We start from the raw sequence: 15351 nt of genomic DNA, 5'->3' as shown, positions 1-15351 counted from the left end.
GAAGACCCGGAATTTGAAACGTTCTACACGAAGAACATTTTGCTGAACGAGGGCATCCGTGCTTGGATGGCTTCTCAGGATCAGCCGCATGAACACTTTGTATTCCCTGAAGAGGTTCTCCCCCGTGGTAACGCTCTCTAATCCTTCATTCGCAGGCAACCGCGACCAAGAATCATCTGGATTTGCTTGGTGGGCTGGTAATGCTCGTTTAATCAATCTCTCTGGTAAATTACTGGGTGCTCACGTCGCCCACTCTGGTCTGATCGTTTTCTGGGCAGGTGCAATGACCCTGTTTGAGGTCTCGCACTTCATCCCTGAAAAACCAATGTACGAGCAAGGTTTGATCTTGCTGCCTCACTTGGCAACTCAAGGTTGGGGCGTTGGGCCGGGTGGCGAAGTGATTAACACTTTCCCTTACTTTGTTGTGGGTGTTCTTCACCTCATTTCTTCTGCCGTTCTCGGTCTGGGTGGAATCTACCACGCAGTTCGTGGGCCGGAAACGCTTGAGGAATATTCGTCTTTCTTCGGTTACGACTGGAAAGACAAAAACCAAATGACCAACATCATCGGCTATCACTTAATCCTCTTGGGTCTGGGTGCATTGCTGCTTGTTATCAAAGCAATGTTCTTTGGGGGTGTCTATGACACTTGGGCACCAGGTGGCGGTGATGTCCGCGTAATCACCAACCCCACGTTGAACCCCGCTAAAATCTTTGGCTATCTCACTAAAGCTCCTTTTGGTGGCGAAGGCTGGATTATCAGCGTGGACAACATGGAAGACATTATTGGAGGTCATATTTGGGTCGGGTTCATCTGCATCGCAGGCGGTATCTGGCACATTCTGACCAAGCCTTTTGGTTGGGCACGTCGGGCGCTGGTCTGGTCGGGTGAGGCTTACCTGTCCTACAGCTTGGGCGCATTGTCCTTGATGGGCTTCATTGCATCGGTGTTTGTTTGGTACAACAACACGGCTTACCCCAGCGAATTCTACGGTCCGACTGGTCCTGAAGCGTCTCAAGCGCAAGCAATGACCTTCTTGATCCGTGACCAAAAGCTGGGCGCGAACGTGGGTTCTGCTCAAGGTCCGACCGGTCTTGGTAAGTACCTGATGCGCTCTCCGACGGGTGAAATCATCTTCGGTGGAGAAACCATGCGCTTCTGGGATTTCCGCGGTCCTTGGTTGGAACCGCTGCGTGGTCCGAACGGTCTTGACTTGAACAAAATCAAGAACGATATTCAGCCTTGGCAGGTGCGCCGTGCGGCTGAGTATATGACCCATGCTCCGCTGGGTTCGATCAACTCGGTGGGTGGTGTTGCAACAGAAATTAACTCGTTCAACTACGTCAACCCCCGCGCTTGGTTGGCAAGCTTCCACTTCATCGTTGGCTTCTTCTTCTTGGTCGGTCACTTGTGGCATGCAGGTCGCGCTCGTGCGGCAGTTGCAGGCTTCGAGAGAGGAATTGATCGCGAAACCGAACCCGTGCTGTCGATGCCGAACCTTGACTAATTTTTAGTCTTGGGTCAAATCTAAGCCTCCGCCCTGTGCGGGGGCTTTTTGCATGAGAAAAGTCCGCATCAAGTCAGATGTATTGCTTAAATAAATTGCAGTGCAATAGAAGGATCAACTTGCACCGTAAAGAAGAATGACTATTGCACTATTACTCACAATCATCGCCGCGATCGCAGGCGCTCTCAGTGCAGCCGCACGCACCGCTACAAAACTAAAATCCCAGATGACTTCTTATCAGCCCAATACTGTACAAGAAGCGAAATTTGAGCAGGCAAATCAAACCAAACTGCAACCTGATCTAGATTCAGAGCGTCCCGAACCAGTTGAGGCTCCTGAGTTCTCTGAGTCTGAAGCTTCTGCTCAGGGTTCTGAAGCTTCGACGATCGCAATTCCGTCAATGATGCCGATTGCAGAGCCAGATATTTCCTTGGCAACTTCACTCAGAATTTCAGATGTGGTTGAATCGGACTTGTCGATCGAGTCTAAGCCACAAGAACATCACCATACGTCAGTTCTCGAAGAAATTGGACAGCTAGACCATAGCGAGGAGCAATTCAGCCAGCTTCAACAGCAGGCAACTGATTCAGATCATTTAGTGCGATTAACCGTTGCGGTCGAGCTAGGGGAGATGGCAAAACAAGGGCAAGCCAGCGATCGGGTCGTTGCTCTGCTGAATCAACTCATGCAAGATGCGGACATGGAGGTTCGAGTGCAAGCAGGTACCGCACTGGCGATGATTCCGATGGAAACGATCGGCGAGTAAGCGGTTAACTCCGATTGCCGTGGGTGGGGCAAGGTGGCGCAGAAATCGAGCGATCGAGCCAGCCGACCGCTTGCTGCAATCGGGGTAACGCTTCTTCTGGGTTGTCTTTCAGTAGGTAAACCAGCGCTACCGCAGATTGTTCGATCGCTCTTGCTTTCCGATTTGATTTGAGGCGATGCCAGTCGCGATCTCTGATGCTGAGGCGTTCGACGAGGGCTTGAGCGAGTTCGATCGTACTAATTTCGGAGAGGGATGGCTGAGAAGAAAGAGTGTCTGACATGATTCAGAGTGAGTAGAATGAAGCGTTCATCACTTATTCTGACGCATGGCGGCTTCTTCCGACGAGATTAACTTTGAGCAGGCTTTAGAGAACGTTGAGAGATCGCTCGATCAACTGAAAGGGCGGTATGCCCAGGTTCAGCAGGACGAACAGCAGCTTGAAACGTTACAGCAGCGAAAAGCAACGCTTCAAACTCAGAGAAAATCTGCCGCGCTCAAAGCCGAATTACGAGAAATTGAGCAACAATTAGAAGAACTGGAATTGAATCTGGAAAGTCGGCTGTTTTCTTGGTCTGGCTTGAAAGAAGTATTCTGGCAGGCGGTACGATTTGGGGGGTTGGGCATTGCGATCGGCTGGTCGCTGGCATTCATTACCCTTAAAACGCCGACTCCCACCAATTCCTCGACTCCTTCTAATAGTTTGTCTAGCCCTTAGTATTGTTATGACTCGACGTATTGCAGAACTCCTCCGCGCTGGTCAACCTGATGAAACCGTGACGATTCAAGGTTGGGTTCGTACCAAGCGAGAACAAAAAGGCTTTTCGTTTATTGAAGTGAATGACGGTTCTTCGATAGCGGGGTTGCAAGTCGTGATTAATCAGGATGTACCCGATTACGAGGCGAGTCTGAAGCGAATTAGCACTGGGGCATCGGTTGAGGTGTCGGGAGTGCTGGTTCCGTCTCCAGGGAAAGGGCAGCGAATTGAATTGAAAGCAAGCTCGGTCACGGTTTACGGGGAAGCGGATCCCGAAACTTACCCATTGCAGAAAAAGCGACATTCGTTTGAGTTTTTGCGGGAAATTGGACATTTGCGATCGCGCACCAACACATTAAGCGCAGTGTTCCGAGTCCGAAATGCCTGTGCGACTGCAATTCACCAATTCTTTCAAGAGCGCGGATTTCTGTGGGTGCATACGCCCGTGATTACAGCAAGCGATTGTGAGGGCGCGGGTGAGATGTTTGCGGTAACAAGTTTGAACTTGAAACAACCGCCGTTGAATGAACAAAAAGACATCGATTATACGCAAGACTTTTTTGGTAAGCCTGCTTATCTAACAGTAAGCGGACAGCTTGAAGCGGAAATTATGGCGATGGCGTTTAGCAATGTCTATACGTTTGGCCCCACATTTCGAGCGGAAAACTCTAATACTTCGAGACATTTAGCCGAATTCTGGATGGTTGAACCAGAGATGGCATTTTGTGATCTCGAAGGCGATATGGACTTAGCTGAGGCATTTTTGAAATATATTTTCAGCTATGTATTGGAGCATTGCCCGGAAGATATGGAGTTTTTCAATCAGAGAATTGATGACTCAGTATTAGCAACCGCAGAGAATATTATTAACAATCAATTTGAGCGGATTACTTATACAAAAGCGATCGAACTCCTCGAAAAAGCCGACAAGAAATTTGAGTATCCCGTTGAATGGGGCTTGGATTTGCAGTCGGAACATGAGCGATATTTAGCTGAGGAATTGTTTAAAAAACCAACGATCGTCACTGATTATCCAACGCAAATCAAAGCGTTTTATATGCGTCTCAGTGATGATGAAAAAACAGTTCGGGCGATGGATATTCTCGCACCTAAAATTGGGGAAATTATCGGCGGATCGCAGCGAGAAGAACGGCTGGACGTTTTAGAGCGTCGCATCGTACAGCAAGGATTAGATCCTGCAACTTATTGGTGGTATCTGGATTTACGGCGCTACGGAACTGTGCCTCATGCTGGATTTGGTTTAGGGTTTGAGCGATTGGTGCAATTTATGACAGGAATGGCGAATATTCGCGATGTGATTCCATTCCCTCGAACACCTCAAAACGTGGAGTTTTAGCGTGAGAACAATCAAGATCATTGTTGAAAAACATTCAGATGGCTATATTGCTTATCCTCTAGGAATCGAAGGTGTTGTCGTTGGAGAAGGCGACACCTATGAAGAGGCGTTAGCGGATGTTAAATCGGCAGTTCGTTCTCATATTGAGACGTTTGGGAAGAAGGTTCTCGATCCTGAGTCGCTCGTGCTAGAAGCCTTTGTTGCTGAGGCAGCGCTCTAAATGCCCAAATTTCCACAAGATGCGCCAAAAGCAAGAGTGCTTCGGGCACTTGAATCGCTTGGTTTTCAAGTAGTACGGGAGAAGCAGCATATTTCGATGAGCTGAAAAAACGAAGATGGAACAGAAACGCCCTTGACGCTGCCAAATCATCGTCAAATCAAAGCCTCAACGCTGCGATCGATTTGCACACAAGCTAATATCTCACGCGAAGAGTTTTTACAAGCTTATGAAGAGAATTGATACAGCACTATGAAGATATCAACTTTTGCAACGATCGATTGAGCATTTGCAATTTCCTTTCTTGAAATCTGTAAACTCCATAACACTTAAGGTACAGTTCAAACAATTGCTTGCACAATTAAAATAACAGGCGATATTTGTGATCCCGCTCTGTTCATTGAAGCGATGGCAATAACAAACCGACTGCCCCAACAAGCTGAAGTTGAGACTCGCACCCGCATCTTGAAAGCGGCGTTGAAACTGTTTGCAAAGCAAGGTTACGATGGCACAACAACGCGGGATTTGGCAGAAAAAGCGGGGGTGGCAGAAGGAACACTGTTTCGCCATTTCACGAATAAAAAAGCAATTCTGATTGAAGTCGCAACGCAGGGTTGGATCGAGATCCTGACCGATTTGCTGACTGAATTGAGTGAGATGGGTAGCTATAAAGCGATCGCTCAAGTAATGCGGAAACGAATGCTCAATATGCATCAGAATGCAGATCTGTTTAAGGTCTGTTTCATGGAGGCGCAGTTTCATCCGGATTTGCGCGATCGCATTCAATCCGAAGTGGTTGATAAAATGACCGATGTAGCGGAAGCATTCTTTCAAACGGCAATGGATCAAGGCATTTATCGCCCGATGAATCCAAGAATGGTCGCACGGGTGTTTTTGGGAATGTTTACGGTCGCTGGATTTAGTCAAGATACAATTATGGCTCCGGGGAGTTCTCCGAATGAAATGAAAGAGATGGCAGAGGGAATTGCCGATATCTTTTTAAATGGAGTCCTTGCAGAAAAAACTTCATGAGTCGATTGGCTGACACGCTCAAGTCTAGAAGACAACGGCTTGCAGAATTAATTGATTTCCCGGTGCTGCTGCGATCGGGAGATCCAAAACCCCGCAATTTTCCGGCGAATCCTTATCCATTTCGTGCGAGCAGTCATTTTCTCTACTTTGCGGGATTGTCTTTGCCAAAAGCCGCGATTCGGATCGAAGGCGATCGCTTGACGCTGTTTCTCGACGATCCTGATCCTTTGAGTGCCCTTTGGCATGGTGAATCACCCACTTGTGATCAGATTGCTGCGGAGATTGGAGCCGATGAAGCTTACCCGCTATCTGAAATAGCAAAGTTTGCAGCAGTATCAGATGATCCAAAGTTTACAACTGCGATCGTACAACTGCGTTTAATTCATGACGAAAGCGCGATCGCTGAAATTCGTAAAGCGGTTGCTGTGACGGTTGAAGCTCAACGGACTGGAATGCAGGCAACTCTCAAGGCGCAAAAGGAATCCCAGATTCGAGCTGCAATGGAAAGTGTGATTCTTTCGCATAACATGACCTGTGCTTATAACAGCATTGTGACTGTACACGGGGAAGTTTTGCACAATGAACATTACCATCATGCGATCGAACCTTCTGATCTGATTCTTGCCGATGTGGGCGCGGAAGCTCAATCAGGTTGGGCATCAGATGTGACGCGAACTTGGTCAGCGAGTGGGAGATTTTCGCCAACTCAGAGGGCAATCTACGAGATTGTCTTAGCAGCGCACGATCGGGCGATTGATGAAATTCGTCCTGGTGTTGAGTACCGCGATATTCATCTATTAGCTTGTGAAACGCTGGCAGAAGGCTTGCTCGATTTAGGCATTCTGCGCGGGAATGCAGCCGATTTAGTAGATCAAGATGCGCATGCGTTGTTTTTTCCGCATGGAATCGGGCATCTATTGGGTTTAGATGTGCATGATATGGAAGATTTAGGCGATTTAGCAGGATATGAAACAGGTCGATCGCGCAGTTCGCGGTTTGGACTTGGGTATCTCAGATTGGATCGACCCCTAAGAGCAGGAATGGTTGTGACGATCGAGCCTGGATTTTATCAAGTTCCAGCGATTCTCAATGATCCACAACGGCGTGAAAAATACCGCGATATGGTGAACTGGGAGCGATTAACTGATTTTGCTGATGTCCGGGGCATTCGGATTGAAGATGATGTGTTGGTGACAGTAGACGGTTCAGAAGTGCTGAGTGCTGCGCTACCAACTGATCCAAGTTTGGTTGAAAGTATTGTGGAGCAAGGTTCATGACTCGGAAATCAATTGCAAACTTCTGTGCATTGTCGTTGAGCTTATTCGTTTTATGGACAGCACCCAGCGATGCTCAAACTCTTCCGGCTGCGATTTCGGTCAGTACACCCACACAGCAAAGATTAGATCCTCAAGCGGTTCTCAAACAGTTGCGCTCTTCGAGAGTGATCTATTTGGGCGAAACGCATGATAGCGAAGCGGATCATCGCGCTCAGTTAGAAATTGTTCGATCGCTCTATCAACAAAATCCCAAGATCGCGATCGGCATGGAAATGTTTCAGCGTCCTTTTCAATCAGGCTTAGATCGTTATTTAGCAGGAGCGTCAACCGAGACGATGCTGCGGGAGTTTACCGAATACGATAAGCGCTGGGGATTCCCGTGGGAATTCTACTCTCCTATCGTCAATTTCGCTAAACAAAATCAGCTACCGGTAATTGCGCTGAATACACCTACTGAAGTCACTCGCAAAGTGGCGCGGCAAGGATTAGAAAGTCTCACCGAGGCAGAAAAGCGCTACATTCCGCCGATCGCTGAAATTCGCGCAGAGCCGGGGCGATATCGCGATCGCTTACGGGAACTGTTCAATGCGTTTCACTCTGGCAAAGGTAGGAGTCGCGGGTTTGAGCGATTCTTTCAGGCGCAGGTACTGTGGGATGAAACGATGGCAGATGCGATCGCGCAGTTTTTGAACCAGAATCCCGATCGCCAAATGATTGTGCTGGTTGGTCAAGGTCACATTGTTTATGGTGAAGGGATTCCTGATCGAGTGGCGCGACGCATTCCGCAGGTTAAACAGTCCACCGTGCTGCTGAATCCACCTGCACATTTTTTGAAAGAAGAAGCAATTGCCGATTTCTTCTGGAAAACTCGTTAAGACCGTTCTGCTAATTCCTGGACAAAGATTTGGTGCTCAGGAGATTGTAGTCCGAGTTGTAAGGTATTCATAACAGTAAACATTTCACCGTTTAACAATGCCGCCACTTCTAGCCACAATCCCGGAAATACTTGACTCTGAATGATGCCACTCTCATTCGGTTCCACTAAAACATACTGTTCATTTTCCAGTCTAAACCAGCTCAATTGATTCTCAAACGTTTGCCAAACAAGGTATTCTTGAACGCGATTCCGGCGATAGGCGTTCTTTTTTGCACCGAGATCAATGGCTGCACTACTGGTTGCAATTTCCGCCACAAGCTCTGGCGCACCTTCAACATACCTGTCCTCGCTCAAAGTTGAAGTTCCGCCTCGCACGATTCGCAGCATTGCATCGGGTTGAGGTTCATTATCAAGATCCAGTCGAGTTGTGGTGTTATCAGATCCCTGTGTACCAGGGGTTGCAATAGAGTAAATACCCAGCCAAGTGATCAGATTGAAATGCGGATCGCCATGAAAGGCGCTAACAGGGGATGCCACGTAAACCACTCCTTCAATTAATTCTGCTTCAAAGTTTTCTGGAGTGGCTGCATATCGGCGCTCGAATTCGGCGCGAGTGAGACGATCGCCGCTCGCTAGCGGCGGAACGGATTGTTGTTTGGATTGCTGCAACACCATGAGAACTTCCTTAAAGCAGATGCTTTCATTTTAGGATGCGAAATCTGTGTGTTTTCTCGATCATAAAGAATTGAATGTTGATCGATCGCCATACCTTTAACATAGAAGTATTGGGAATCAGCGCAAAGCTATGCAATTTATCGATCAAGCAGAAATTCAGGTTCAAGCCGGCGATGGCGGAGATGGCATGGTGTCATTCCGGCGGGAGAAGTATGTGCCTGCGGGTGGGCCAAACGGCGGCAATGGGGGACGCGGCGGATCCATCGTTCTCAAAACCAACGAAAATCTTCAAACCCTGCTCGATTTTCGCTACATGAGATTGTTCAAAGCGGATAACGGACAGAAAGGCGGCTCGAATAATTGCACCGGGGCATCGGGGCGCGATCTCATCATCGAAGTTCCTTGCGGTACGGTGGTTTATGATGCCGAAACCGATGAAGTGATCGGAGACTTAACCAAGCAGGGTCAGACTCTAAAAATCGCAGAAGGCGGACGGGGCGGTTTAGGCAATCATTGTTTTTTGAGTAATCGCAATCGTGCGCCGGAAAATGCGTTTCCAGGACAACCCGGAGAAGCACGATCGCTGCGACTCGAACTCAAACTATTAGCCGAAGTTGGAATTATTGGCTTACCGAACGCAGGTAAATCTACGCTGATTTCTGCATTATCGGCAGCACGTCCGAAAATTGCCAACTATCCGTTTACAACCCTGGTTCCAAACTTGGGAGTGGTTCGCAAACCAACCGGAGATGGCACTGTGTTTGCAGATATTCCGGGATTAATCGAAGGCGCACACATGGGAATTGGACTCGGACATGATTTCTTGCGCCATGTGGAGCGGACTCGATTACTGTTGCATCTGGTTGATGTCACTGCCGATGATCCGATCGCAGATTATCAAACCATTCAGGGCGAACTTGATGCTTATGGACGAGGGTTAAGCGATCGTCTCCAGATTCTTGCAATCAATAAACTTGATGCGGTCGATCCAGAAAGCGAGGAAGTGAACGCGATCGTTTCTGAATTAGAACAACTGAGCGGTACGACCGTGTTCAAAATTTCAGCCGTATCACATTTTGGACTTGAGACATTAATGCGGCAAGTTTGGCAGACTCTCGATGAGTTGAAAGCGCAGGAAGAAGCAGAACAACTCGCGATCGAAGAGTCAATCGAGGAAACAGCCATGTCTTTGGAACCCAGAAGCTAAGAGAAAAGACCGCTATTTTAGTGAGCGATCGTTTTATTGTTGGCAGCTTATCCAGCAATGCAGCGATCGCTGCATTGTTATTGATTTAACACATCATCGTAAGGGATAGCCTAAGGGCGAACAGATTAGCTCCTCAGAGATAGGGAGTTTTGGGGATCAACAGTGAGACATCCCCTCGGACAGAAAGCGACTTGGCACCCGTGGTAGAGGGGAACCTAAACGCTTCTCAACTAGATTAATTGCATTAATAAACCTTTGTGCCGCATTACCAAGATCACGTTGCTAGGCGATCACAAAAAATCATTAGATAACGCACTGAATCTCATTTAAGACACTAGGATTTATTCACTATGTATGCACCCATCTGGACAGGAAAAGTTTATCCCTTAGGCGCAGCTTGGGACGGAAAAGGAACCAATTTTTCCCTCTTTTCCGAACACGCCACTGGTGTCGAGGTCTGCTTATTTGATCCAGATGGTTCAGAATTGCGTTTACCGCTCTACCAAGGACAGAACTTTCTTTGGCATGGTTATGTTCCGGGAGTTGCACCTGGACAGCGATATGGCTTTCGAGTTCATGGAGCATGGGAACCTCAGCGCGGACACCGGTTTAATCCAAATAAGCTTTTAATTGATCCTTATGCCAAAGCGATCGACGGCGATGTTCAACATGGTGAAGCAATCTTTAGCTACCGATGGGGCGATCCAGCAGAAGATTTAGGCTTTTCTGATTTAGATGATGCTCATTTAGTGCCTAAGTGTGTAGTGGTTGATCCATCATTTAACTGGCAGGGCGATCAACTCCTACAAACCCCTTGGAATGAAACCGTAATCTATGAGATGCACGTCAAGGGATTCACAAAGAACCATCCTGATATTCCCGAAGAGCTACGGGGAACTTATGCCGGAGTTGCACATCCAGCGGCGATCAAGCATTTGAAAGCGCTGGGTGTGACTGCGGTTGAACTCATGCCTGTGCATCACTTCCTGGCGCATCCAGGGCATCTAGCCGGCAAAGACTTAAGCAACTATTGGGGCTACGATTCGATTAACTTCTTCTCGCCGTATTCCGGCTACAGTGCGGATAAGAGCCTAGGTGGACAAGTGCGAGAATTCAAACAAATGGTCAAAGCTTTGCACGAAGCTGGGATCGAAGTGATTTTGGACGTGGTTTACAATCACACCGGGGAAGGAAATCACTGCGGCCCAATGCTTTCACTGCGAGGCATTGATAACAAAACGTACTATCGCTTGGTCGAAGGCAATGAGCGGTACTACATGGATTTTACCGGATGTGGCAATTCGCTGAATGTTCAAAGCCCCCAAGTGCTCAAGCTGATTATGGATAGCTTGCGCTATTGGGTAACAGAAATGCACGTTGATGGTTTCCGGTTTGACTTAGCATCGGCACTAGCGCGGGAACTGTATGCGGTAGATAACTTAGCGTCGTTCTTCGACATTATTCATCAAGATCCGATTCTTGCAGGTGTGAAGTTGATTGCGGAACCTTGGGATGTTGGGGATGGTGGCTATCAAGTGGGTAACTTCCCAATTCTCTGGTCAGAATGGAACGGAAAATATCGCGATGAAATGCGCGACTTTTGGCGCGGACAAGATGGTAAGCTCGGCGAATTTGGTTATCGATTCACAGGGAGTCCAGATCTCTATCAACTCAATGGTAGAAGACCTCACGCCAGCATCAACTTCATCACAGCGCACGATGGCTTCACGCTTCGAGATTTGGTGAGCTACAACGAAAAGCACAATGAAGCAAATGGTGAAGACAATCGCGACGGTGAAAGCCACAATCGCTCCTGGAATTGCGGAGTGGAAGGTGAAACCGATGATGCTGAAGTTCTGAGACTGCGCGATCGACAACAGCGCAATATTCTCACAACCTTGATGTTGTCGCAGGGCATTCCGATGATCGTCATGGGCGATGAAATGGGTCGGACTCAATCCGGCAACAACAATGCTTACTGTCAGAATAATGAACTGTCTTGGTTAGATTGGGAGTTGCGCGATCGTAATGCAGATTTGCTCAATTTCACACAGCGATTGATTCATTTCCGCCAAGCGCATCCTGTGTTCCGTAGACAGCGCTGGTTCCAAGGTCAAGCAATTCACGGTTCGAGTGTGAGTGACATTGCTTGGTTTAATCCCGATGGTAATGAAATGACCACTGAGCAATGGTGTAATGGATACGCCAAAGCAATTACGGTGTTTCTGAATGGTAGTGAACTGCCCGATCGAGGCCCGAAAGGTGGACGCATTAAAGACAATAGCTTCCTACTTCTGTTTAATGCTCATTGGGAAATGATTGATTTTGTTTTGCCTGAGCGGTTACGCCAACGCAAGTGGACAGCACTGATCAATACAAAAGAGCCGCGCTTCCTGGATGAAAAGATTATCTTCACAGGGACGAAGAATGTTCCGGTTATGGGTCGATCGTTGGTTATCTTGCAATCTGGAAACGGTAAAGCTTAGGTGTGCAAAACCCTCTGCTGTTTGAGTAGACCTGCTGCAGGAATCTCTGACAGGATTCATGCAGCAGGTAATCAAGTTATTCCGCGCCCTCGATCGGCGCAAATCCCTGACGCTGAACGTTCTCTGTCACCACGCGCGGTTCTAGGAATTGGAGCAGATAATCGACTCCGCCTGCCTTAGAACCCACGCCGGAGAGCTTAAAGCCTCCGAAGGGTTGACGAGCGACGATCGCGCCTGTAATGCCGCGATTGATGTACAGATTGCCGACTTCAAACTCTGCCTGTGCTTGCTCAATGTGCGAAGGAGTACGCGAATACAATCCACCCGTCAGGGCGTAAGGCGTTCCATTTGCCATCTCTAATGCTGCTTGGAACGAGTTTGCTCGCATCACTGCTAACACTGGGCCAAAAATCTCTTCTTGAGCGATCTTCGCATCGGCTGGAACATTGGCAAAAATCACAGGACTGATGTAGTAGCCACCTTCGGGAGCGGGAAGCTCGATCGCAACTTCCGCTTCAGTCCGTCCTTTTTCGATGTAGTCTCGGATGCGCTGTTGTGCTTCACCGTCGATCACAGGACCAACTTTTGTACTTGGTCGTTCCGCTTCTCCGATATTGAGCGATCGTGTGGCTTCGATCAATCGCGATAGGAAGGTTTCGTAGACGGGTTCTAGGACGATCGCTTTAGAGCAAGCCGAACATTTCTGACCACTGTATCCAAAAGCAGATTGCACCACACCTTGAACGGCTTGATCTAAGTCTGCACTTTCATCAATGATGATGGCATTCTTACCACCCATTTCAGCAACAACGCGCTTCAAGTGCTTTTGTCCGGGTTGTAGAACGGCAGCATCTTTGTAGATTTGACATCCGACGGCTTGCGATCCGGTGAATACAATCATGTGGACATCAGGATGCTTAACCAAATGTGCGCCGATCGTATGACCTTCACCGGGAATGAATTGGAACACTCCGCGAGGAATTCCTGCTTCGATTAGCACTTCTGCAATTTTGGCAGCAATCACTGAGGAAGTCTCGGCAGGCTTCAATAAAGCACAGTTTCCAGCCACCAAAGCTGCAACCGTCATTCCCAATGGAATTGCTAAGGGGAAGTTCCAGGGAGAAATCACTAGAACAATTCCGCGAGGATGATAGCGATAGTGGTTCGTTTCACCAGGGAAATCATAGTCTACGCCTCGATCGAGCCGTTCCATCTCATCGGCGTAATAGTTGCAGAAATCGATCGCTTCTGAAACCTCTCCGTCGCCTTCTTTCACAGGCTTACCCACCTCAAAGGTCATCCAAGCAATCAATTCTTCGCGCCGTTGTTCAAATAGGTTGGCAGCTTTGCGAAGGATTTGAGCGCGTTCACTAGCAGAAGTCCGTCGCCATGCGGGAAACGCTGCTTTCGCAGAGTCGATCGCTTGATTTGCTTGCTCAATGCTGATCATGCCGATCGTGCCTACCGTTTCACTGCATCGCGATGGATTCTCGGACTTGAGCTTTTGATCGGTTTCAACAAACTCACCATTGATTAGTGGTAAGTAGGTTTTTCCGAACTGTTGCCGCACTGATTGAAGTGCTGCTTGAATGCGATCGCGCTTGGCACTATCGGCGTAGTCGGTGTCGGCTGCATTCTCGAACTTATCTAAAGGTTTCAGTTCAAGCTGTCCGTTCGCTTTCGGAGCGGCGATGAGTTCCTCGATCGGGCGTTCTTCTAAGTTCTGCCGCAAAAATGAACTATTCGCCGTGTTCTCCAACAATCGACGAATCAGATACGACATTCCCGGAATCAGTTCGCCATAAGGACAATACACCCGAACGCGATAGCCTTGATTGACGATCGCTTTCGCTAACTTATCGCCCATTCCGTACAACGTTTGAAACTCAATTCGATGTTTGGGAATGTTCAGATCTTTGGCAATCGCTAACGCATGAGCTTGCGATCGTACATTATGACTACCGATCGCAGCATTCAACACCGCATGATTTTCGAGCAATAGTTCTGTTAACCGCTCATAGTTCGCATCGGTTTCAGCTTTGTCATTAAACACAGGCTGATCCCAATCCTTCTGAACCGCTTTGATCGTTTCTTGATCCCAGTATGCTCCTTTAACCAATCGCACTGTTACCGGGGTTCCGCGCTCTTTTGCCCAATTAACTAAGCCTTGTAAGTCCTGCTCACTATCGCGCAAATAGCCTTGAATTGTCATGCCCACATCAGAGCGCGATCGAAACTCGTCTTCTAGCAGCAAATCTTTCAGCGTGGAGAGCGTCAAATCTTTGTAAGCATATTGCTCCATATCAAAGTGAACGGCTGCTCCTAGCTCTTGAGCGCGTTGCAGCAAGGTTCGAGCACGATCGGCAACTCGCGCTTTACTGCCTTCTTCATCCAACGGATCGAATTGTGAATAGAATGCTGTGAGCTTGACCGAAACCTGAACTTTCGGCAGCGGTTGACCCTCGGCAAAATCGATTTGCTCAACTTTTGACCAGGATTTCGAGGCTTCGGTTAGTTGCGCCATCAAATCGAGATAACGATCGAGATACGATTGCGCCTCCGCTTCAGTGATCACCGCTTCACCCAGCAGATCGACCGTAAACGCCATCTTTTCTTTTCGCAGCCGCTCGATCGTTTTCAACACCTGCTTGAGATTTTCACCCGCAATGTACTTATGCGCCAACGCTTCCACCGCAGTAGAAAGCGTGGTTGCAGCCAGTTGTCCGGGCATTGACTCAGCATTAGCGAAGTTAAGCAAACTTTTCAGAGCCGCCGGAAGTTCGACGGTACGATCGCTCATGTATTCTTGTAAATGTCTAGCAATTTCGGGCTTACTTCGCAGCGACGGCAAACAATCAATCAGGCGAAACAACTGCACCCGCAATCCCGGATTGCCCATTGCCCAGCCCAGCAGCTTATCATCCCACTGCATCTGATCCCGCATCTGAGCCAACCACGATCGCGACTCACGAGTCGCACTGAGGAGTTGGCGTGCGATCGCTTGCGTCTGAGATTCGTAACGGTCATGAAAAGCCTGACTCACCATAACTTCAACGTCTCCAATAGATAATCTGGGATTCGGGGCAAGTGCTTAATCTCTTACAGTTCCATTCTCAAATCTGTCATGTTCCTCACAGCAGGAAATGACAAAGAAGATTCACATATCCTCACTAAAACCAGAGGATATTTATAGTCT

At 48.2% G+C, this 15351-nt stretch carries 13 protein-coding genes and 2 pseudogenes; 12 read left to right on the top strand and 3 right to left on the bottom strand.

Going from position 1 to position 15351, the window contains the following annotated elements:
- The 3 genes and pseudogenes from NC981_RS19750 to NC981_RS19740 all read left to right on the top strand — a co-directional run.
- Positions 1–141 (top strand): annotated as a pseudogene (locus NC981_RS19750) (photosystem II protein D2); the annotation flags it as partial.
- Positions 125–1507, top strand: coding sequence for a photosystem II reaction center protein CP43 (gene psbC, locus NC981_RS19745; protein WP_190378172.1), 1383 nt, complete (start codon positions 125–127; stop codon positions 1505–1507). The pseudogene NC981_RS19750 and the gene psbC, both read left to right, overlap by 17 nt.
- Before the next feature lie 136 nt (positions 1508–1643).
- Positions 1644–2273 (top strand): HEAT repeat domain-containing protein, encoded by a 630-nt coding sequence (locus tag NC981_RS19740; RefSeq protein ID WP_348244497.1) that lies wholly within the window; start codon positions 1644–1646, stop codon positions 2271–2273.
- Positions 2274–2277: 4 nt separating this feature from the next.
- Here the strand turns inward: NC981_RS19740 and NC981_RS19735 are convergent, their stop codons facing one another.
- Positions 2278–2553, bottom strand: coding sequence for a DUF6439 family protein (locus tag NC981_RS19735; protein ID WP_348244496.1), 276 nt, complete (start codon positions 2551–2553; stop codon positions 2278–2280).
- 45 nt (positions 2554–2598) lie between these two features.
- Between NC981_RS19735 and NC981_RS19730 the strand changes: the two genes are divergently transcribed.
- The 7 genes and pseudogenes from NC981_RS19730 to NC981_RS19700 all read left to right on the top strand — a co-directional run bounded on the left by NC981_RS19730 (position 2599) and on the right by NC981_RS19700 (position 7785).
- Entirely contained in the window at positions 2599–2988 is a 390-nt protein-coding gene (locus tag NC981_RS19730; RefSeq protein WP_348244495.1) for a hypothetical protein, read from the top strand.
- 7 nt (positions 2989–2995) lie between these two features.
- Positions 2996–4384, top strand: a complete 1389-nt coding sequence (gene asnS, locus NC981_RS19725) for an asparagine--tRNA ligase (RefSeq protein WP_348244494.1) — start codon at positions 2996–2998, stop codon at positions 4382–4384.
- A gap of 1 nt (position 4385) precedes the next feature.
- On the top strand, positions 4386–4604 hold the full coding sequence (locus NC981_RS19720; RefSeq protein WP_348244493.1) for a type II toxin-antitoxin system HicB family antitoxin: 219 nt from the start codon (positions 4386–4388) through the stop codon (positions 4602–4604).
- Positions 4605–4844, top strand: a pseudogene (locus NC981_RS19715) (type II toxin-antitoxin system HicA family toxin).
- Between the two features lie 165 nt (positions 4845–5009).
- Complete coding sequence (locus NC981_RS19710; RefSeq protein WP_348244492.1) at positions 5010–5633, top strand: TetR/AcrR family transcriptional regulator; 624 nt, start codon at positions 5010–5012, stop codon at positions 5631–5633.
- Complete coding sequence (locus tag NC981_RS19705; RefSeq protein ID WP_348244491.1) at positions 5630–6910, top strand: aminopeptidase P family protein; 1281 nt, start codon at positions 5630–5632, stop codon at positions 6908–6910. Before NC981_RS19710 ends, NC981_RS19705 begins: the two co-directional genes overlap by 4 nt.
- The gene (locus tag NC981_RS19700) at positions 6907–7785 is read left to right on the top strand and encodes a ChaN family lipoprotein (RefSeq protein ID WP_348244490.1); all 879 of its coding nucleotides are present in this window, start codon (positions 6907–6909) and stop codon (positions 7783–7785) included. The genes NC981_RS19705 and NC981_RS19700 overlap by 4 nt, the downstream gene beginning before the upstream one ends.
- On the opposite strand, the gene NC981_RS19695 is transcribed toward NC981_RS19700, so the two are convergent.
- Entirely contained in the window at positions 7782–8462 is a 681-nt protein-coding gene (locus tag NC981_RS19695) for a Uma2 family endonuclease (RefSeq protein ID WP_348244489.1), read from the bottom strand. The genes NC981_RS19700 and NC981_RS19695 overlap by 4 nt on opposite strands.
- Before the next feature lie 130 nt (positions 8463–8592).
- Between NC981_RS19695 and obgE the strand changes: the two genes are divergently transcribed.
- Positions 8593–9669, top strand: coding sequence for a GTPase ObgE (gene obgE, locus NC981_RS19690; RefSeq protein ID WP_348244488.1), 1077 nt, complete (start codon positions 8593–8595; stop codon positions 9667–9669).
- Positions 9670–10019: 350 nt separating this feature from the next.
- Positions 10020–12155 (top strand): glycogen debranching protein GlgX, encoded by a 2136-nt coding sequence (glgX, locus tag NC981_RS19685; protein ID WP_348244487.1) that lies wholly within the window; start codon positions 10020–10022, stop codon positions 12153–12155.
- A gap of 76 nt (positions 12156–12231) precedes the next feature.
- Here the strand turns inward: glgX and pruA are convergent, their stop codons facing one another.
- Positions 12232–15201, bottom strand: coding sequence for an L-glutamate gamma-semialdehyde dehydrogenase (gene pruA, locus NC981_RS19680; protein WP_348244486.1), 2970 nt, complete (start codon positions 15199–15201; stop codon positions 12232–12234).
- Between the last annotated feature and the right edge of the window lie 150 nt (positions 15202–15351).

Source organism: Leptolyngbya sp. DQ-M1, assembly GCF_039962505.1.
In the GTDB taxonomy this organism is placed as follows: domain Bacteria; phylum Cyanobacteriota; class Cyanobacteriia; order Leptolyngbyales; family Leptolyngbyaceae; genus Leptolyngbya.
The sequence above is the reverse complement of the archived record's forward strand: the minus strand, read 5'-3'. Positions and strand labels throughout refer to the sequence as shown.

Bases quoted from the DNA above. Each gene is read 5' to 3' on its own strand.
- NC981_RS19740 (WP_348244497.1), top strand. From the start codon at position 1,644: ATGACTATTGCACTATTACTCACAATCATCGCCGCGATCGCAGGCGCT.
- NC981_RS19735 (WP_348244496.1), bottom strand. From the start codon at position 2,553: ATGTCAGACACTCTTTCTTCTCAGCCATCCCTCTCCGAAATTAGTACG.
- NC981_RS19730 (WP_348244495.1), top strand. From the start codon at position 2,599: ATGGCGGCTTCTTCCGACGAGATTAACTTTGAGCAGGCTTTAGAGAAC.
- asnS (WP_348244494.1), top strand. From the start codon at position 2,996: ATGACTCGACGTATTGCAGAACTCCTCCGCGCTGGTCAACCTGATGAA.
- NC981_RS19710 (WP_348244492.1), top strand. From the start codon at position 5,010: ATGGCAATAACAAACCGACTGCCCCAACAAGCTGAAGTTGAGACTCGC.
- NC981_RS19705 (WP_348244491.1), top strand. From the start codon at position 5,630: ATGAGTCGATTGGCTGACACGCTCAAGTCTAGAAGACAACGGCTTGCA.
- NC981_RS19700 (WP_348244490.1), top strand. From the start codon at position 6,907: ATGACTCGGAAATCAATTGCAAACTTCTGTGCATTGTCGTTGAGCTTA.
- NC981_RS19695 (WP_348244489.1), bottom strand. From the start codon at position 8,462: ATGGTGTTGCAGCAATCCAAACAACAATCCGTTCCGCCGCTAGCGAGC.
- obgE (WP_348244488.1), top strand. From the start codon at position 8,593: ATGCAATTTATCGATCAAGCAGAAATTCAGGTTCAAGCCGGCGATGGC.
- glgX (WP_348244487.1), top strand. From the start codon at position 10,020: ATGTATGCACCCATCTGGACAGGAAAAGTTTATCCCTTAGGCGCAGCT.
- pruA (WP_348244486.1), bottom strand. From the start codon at position 15,201: ATGGTGAGTCAGGCTTTTCATGACCGTTACGAATCTCAGACGCAAGCG.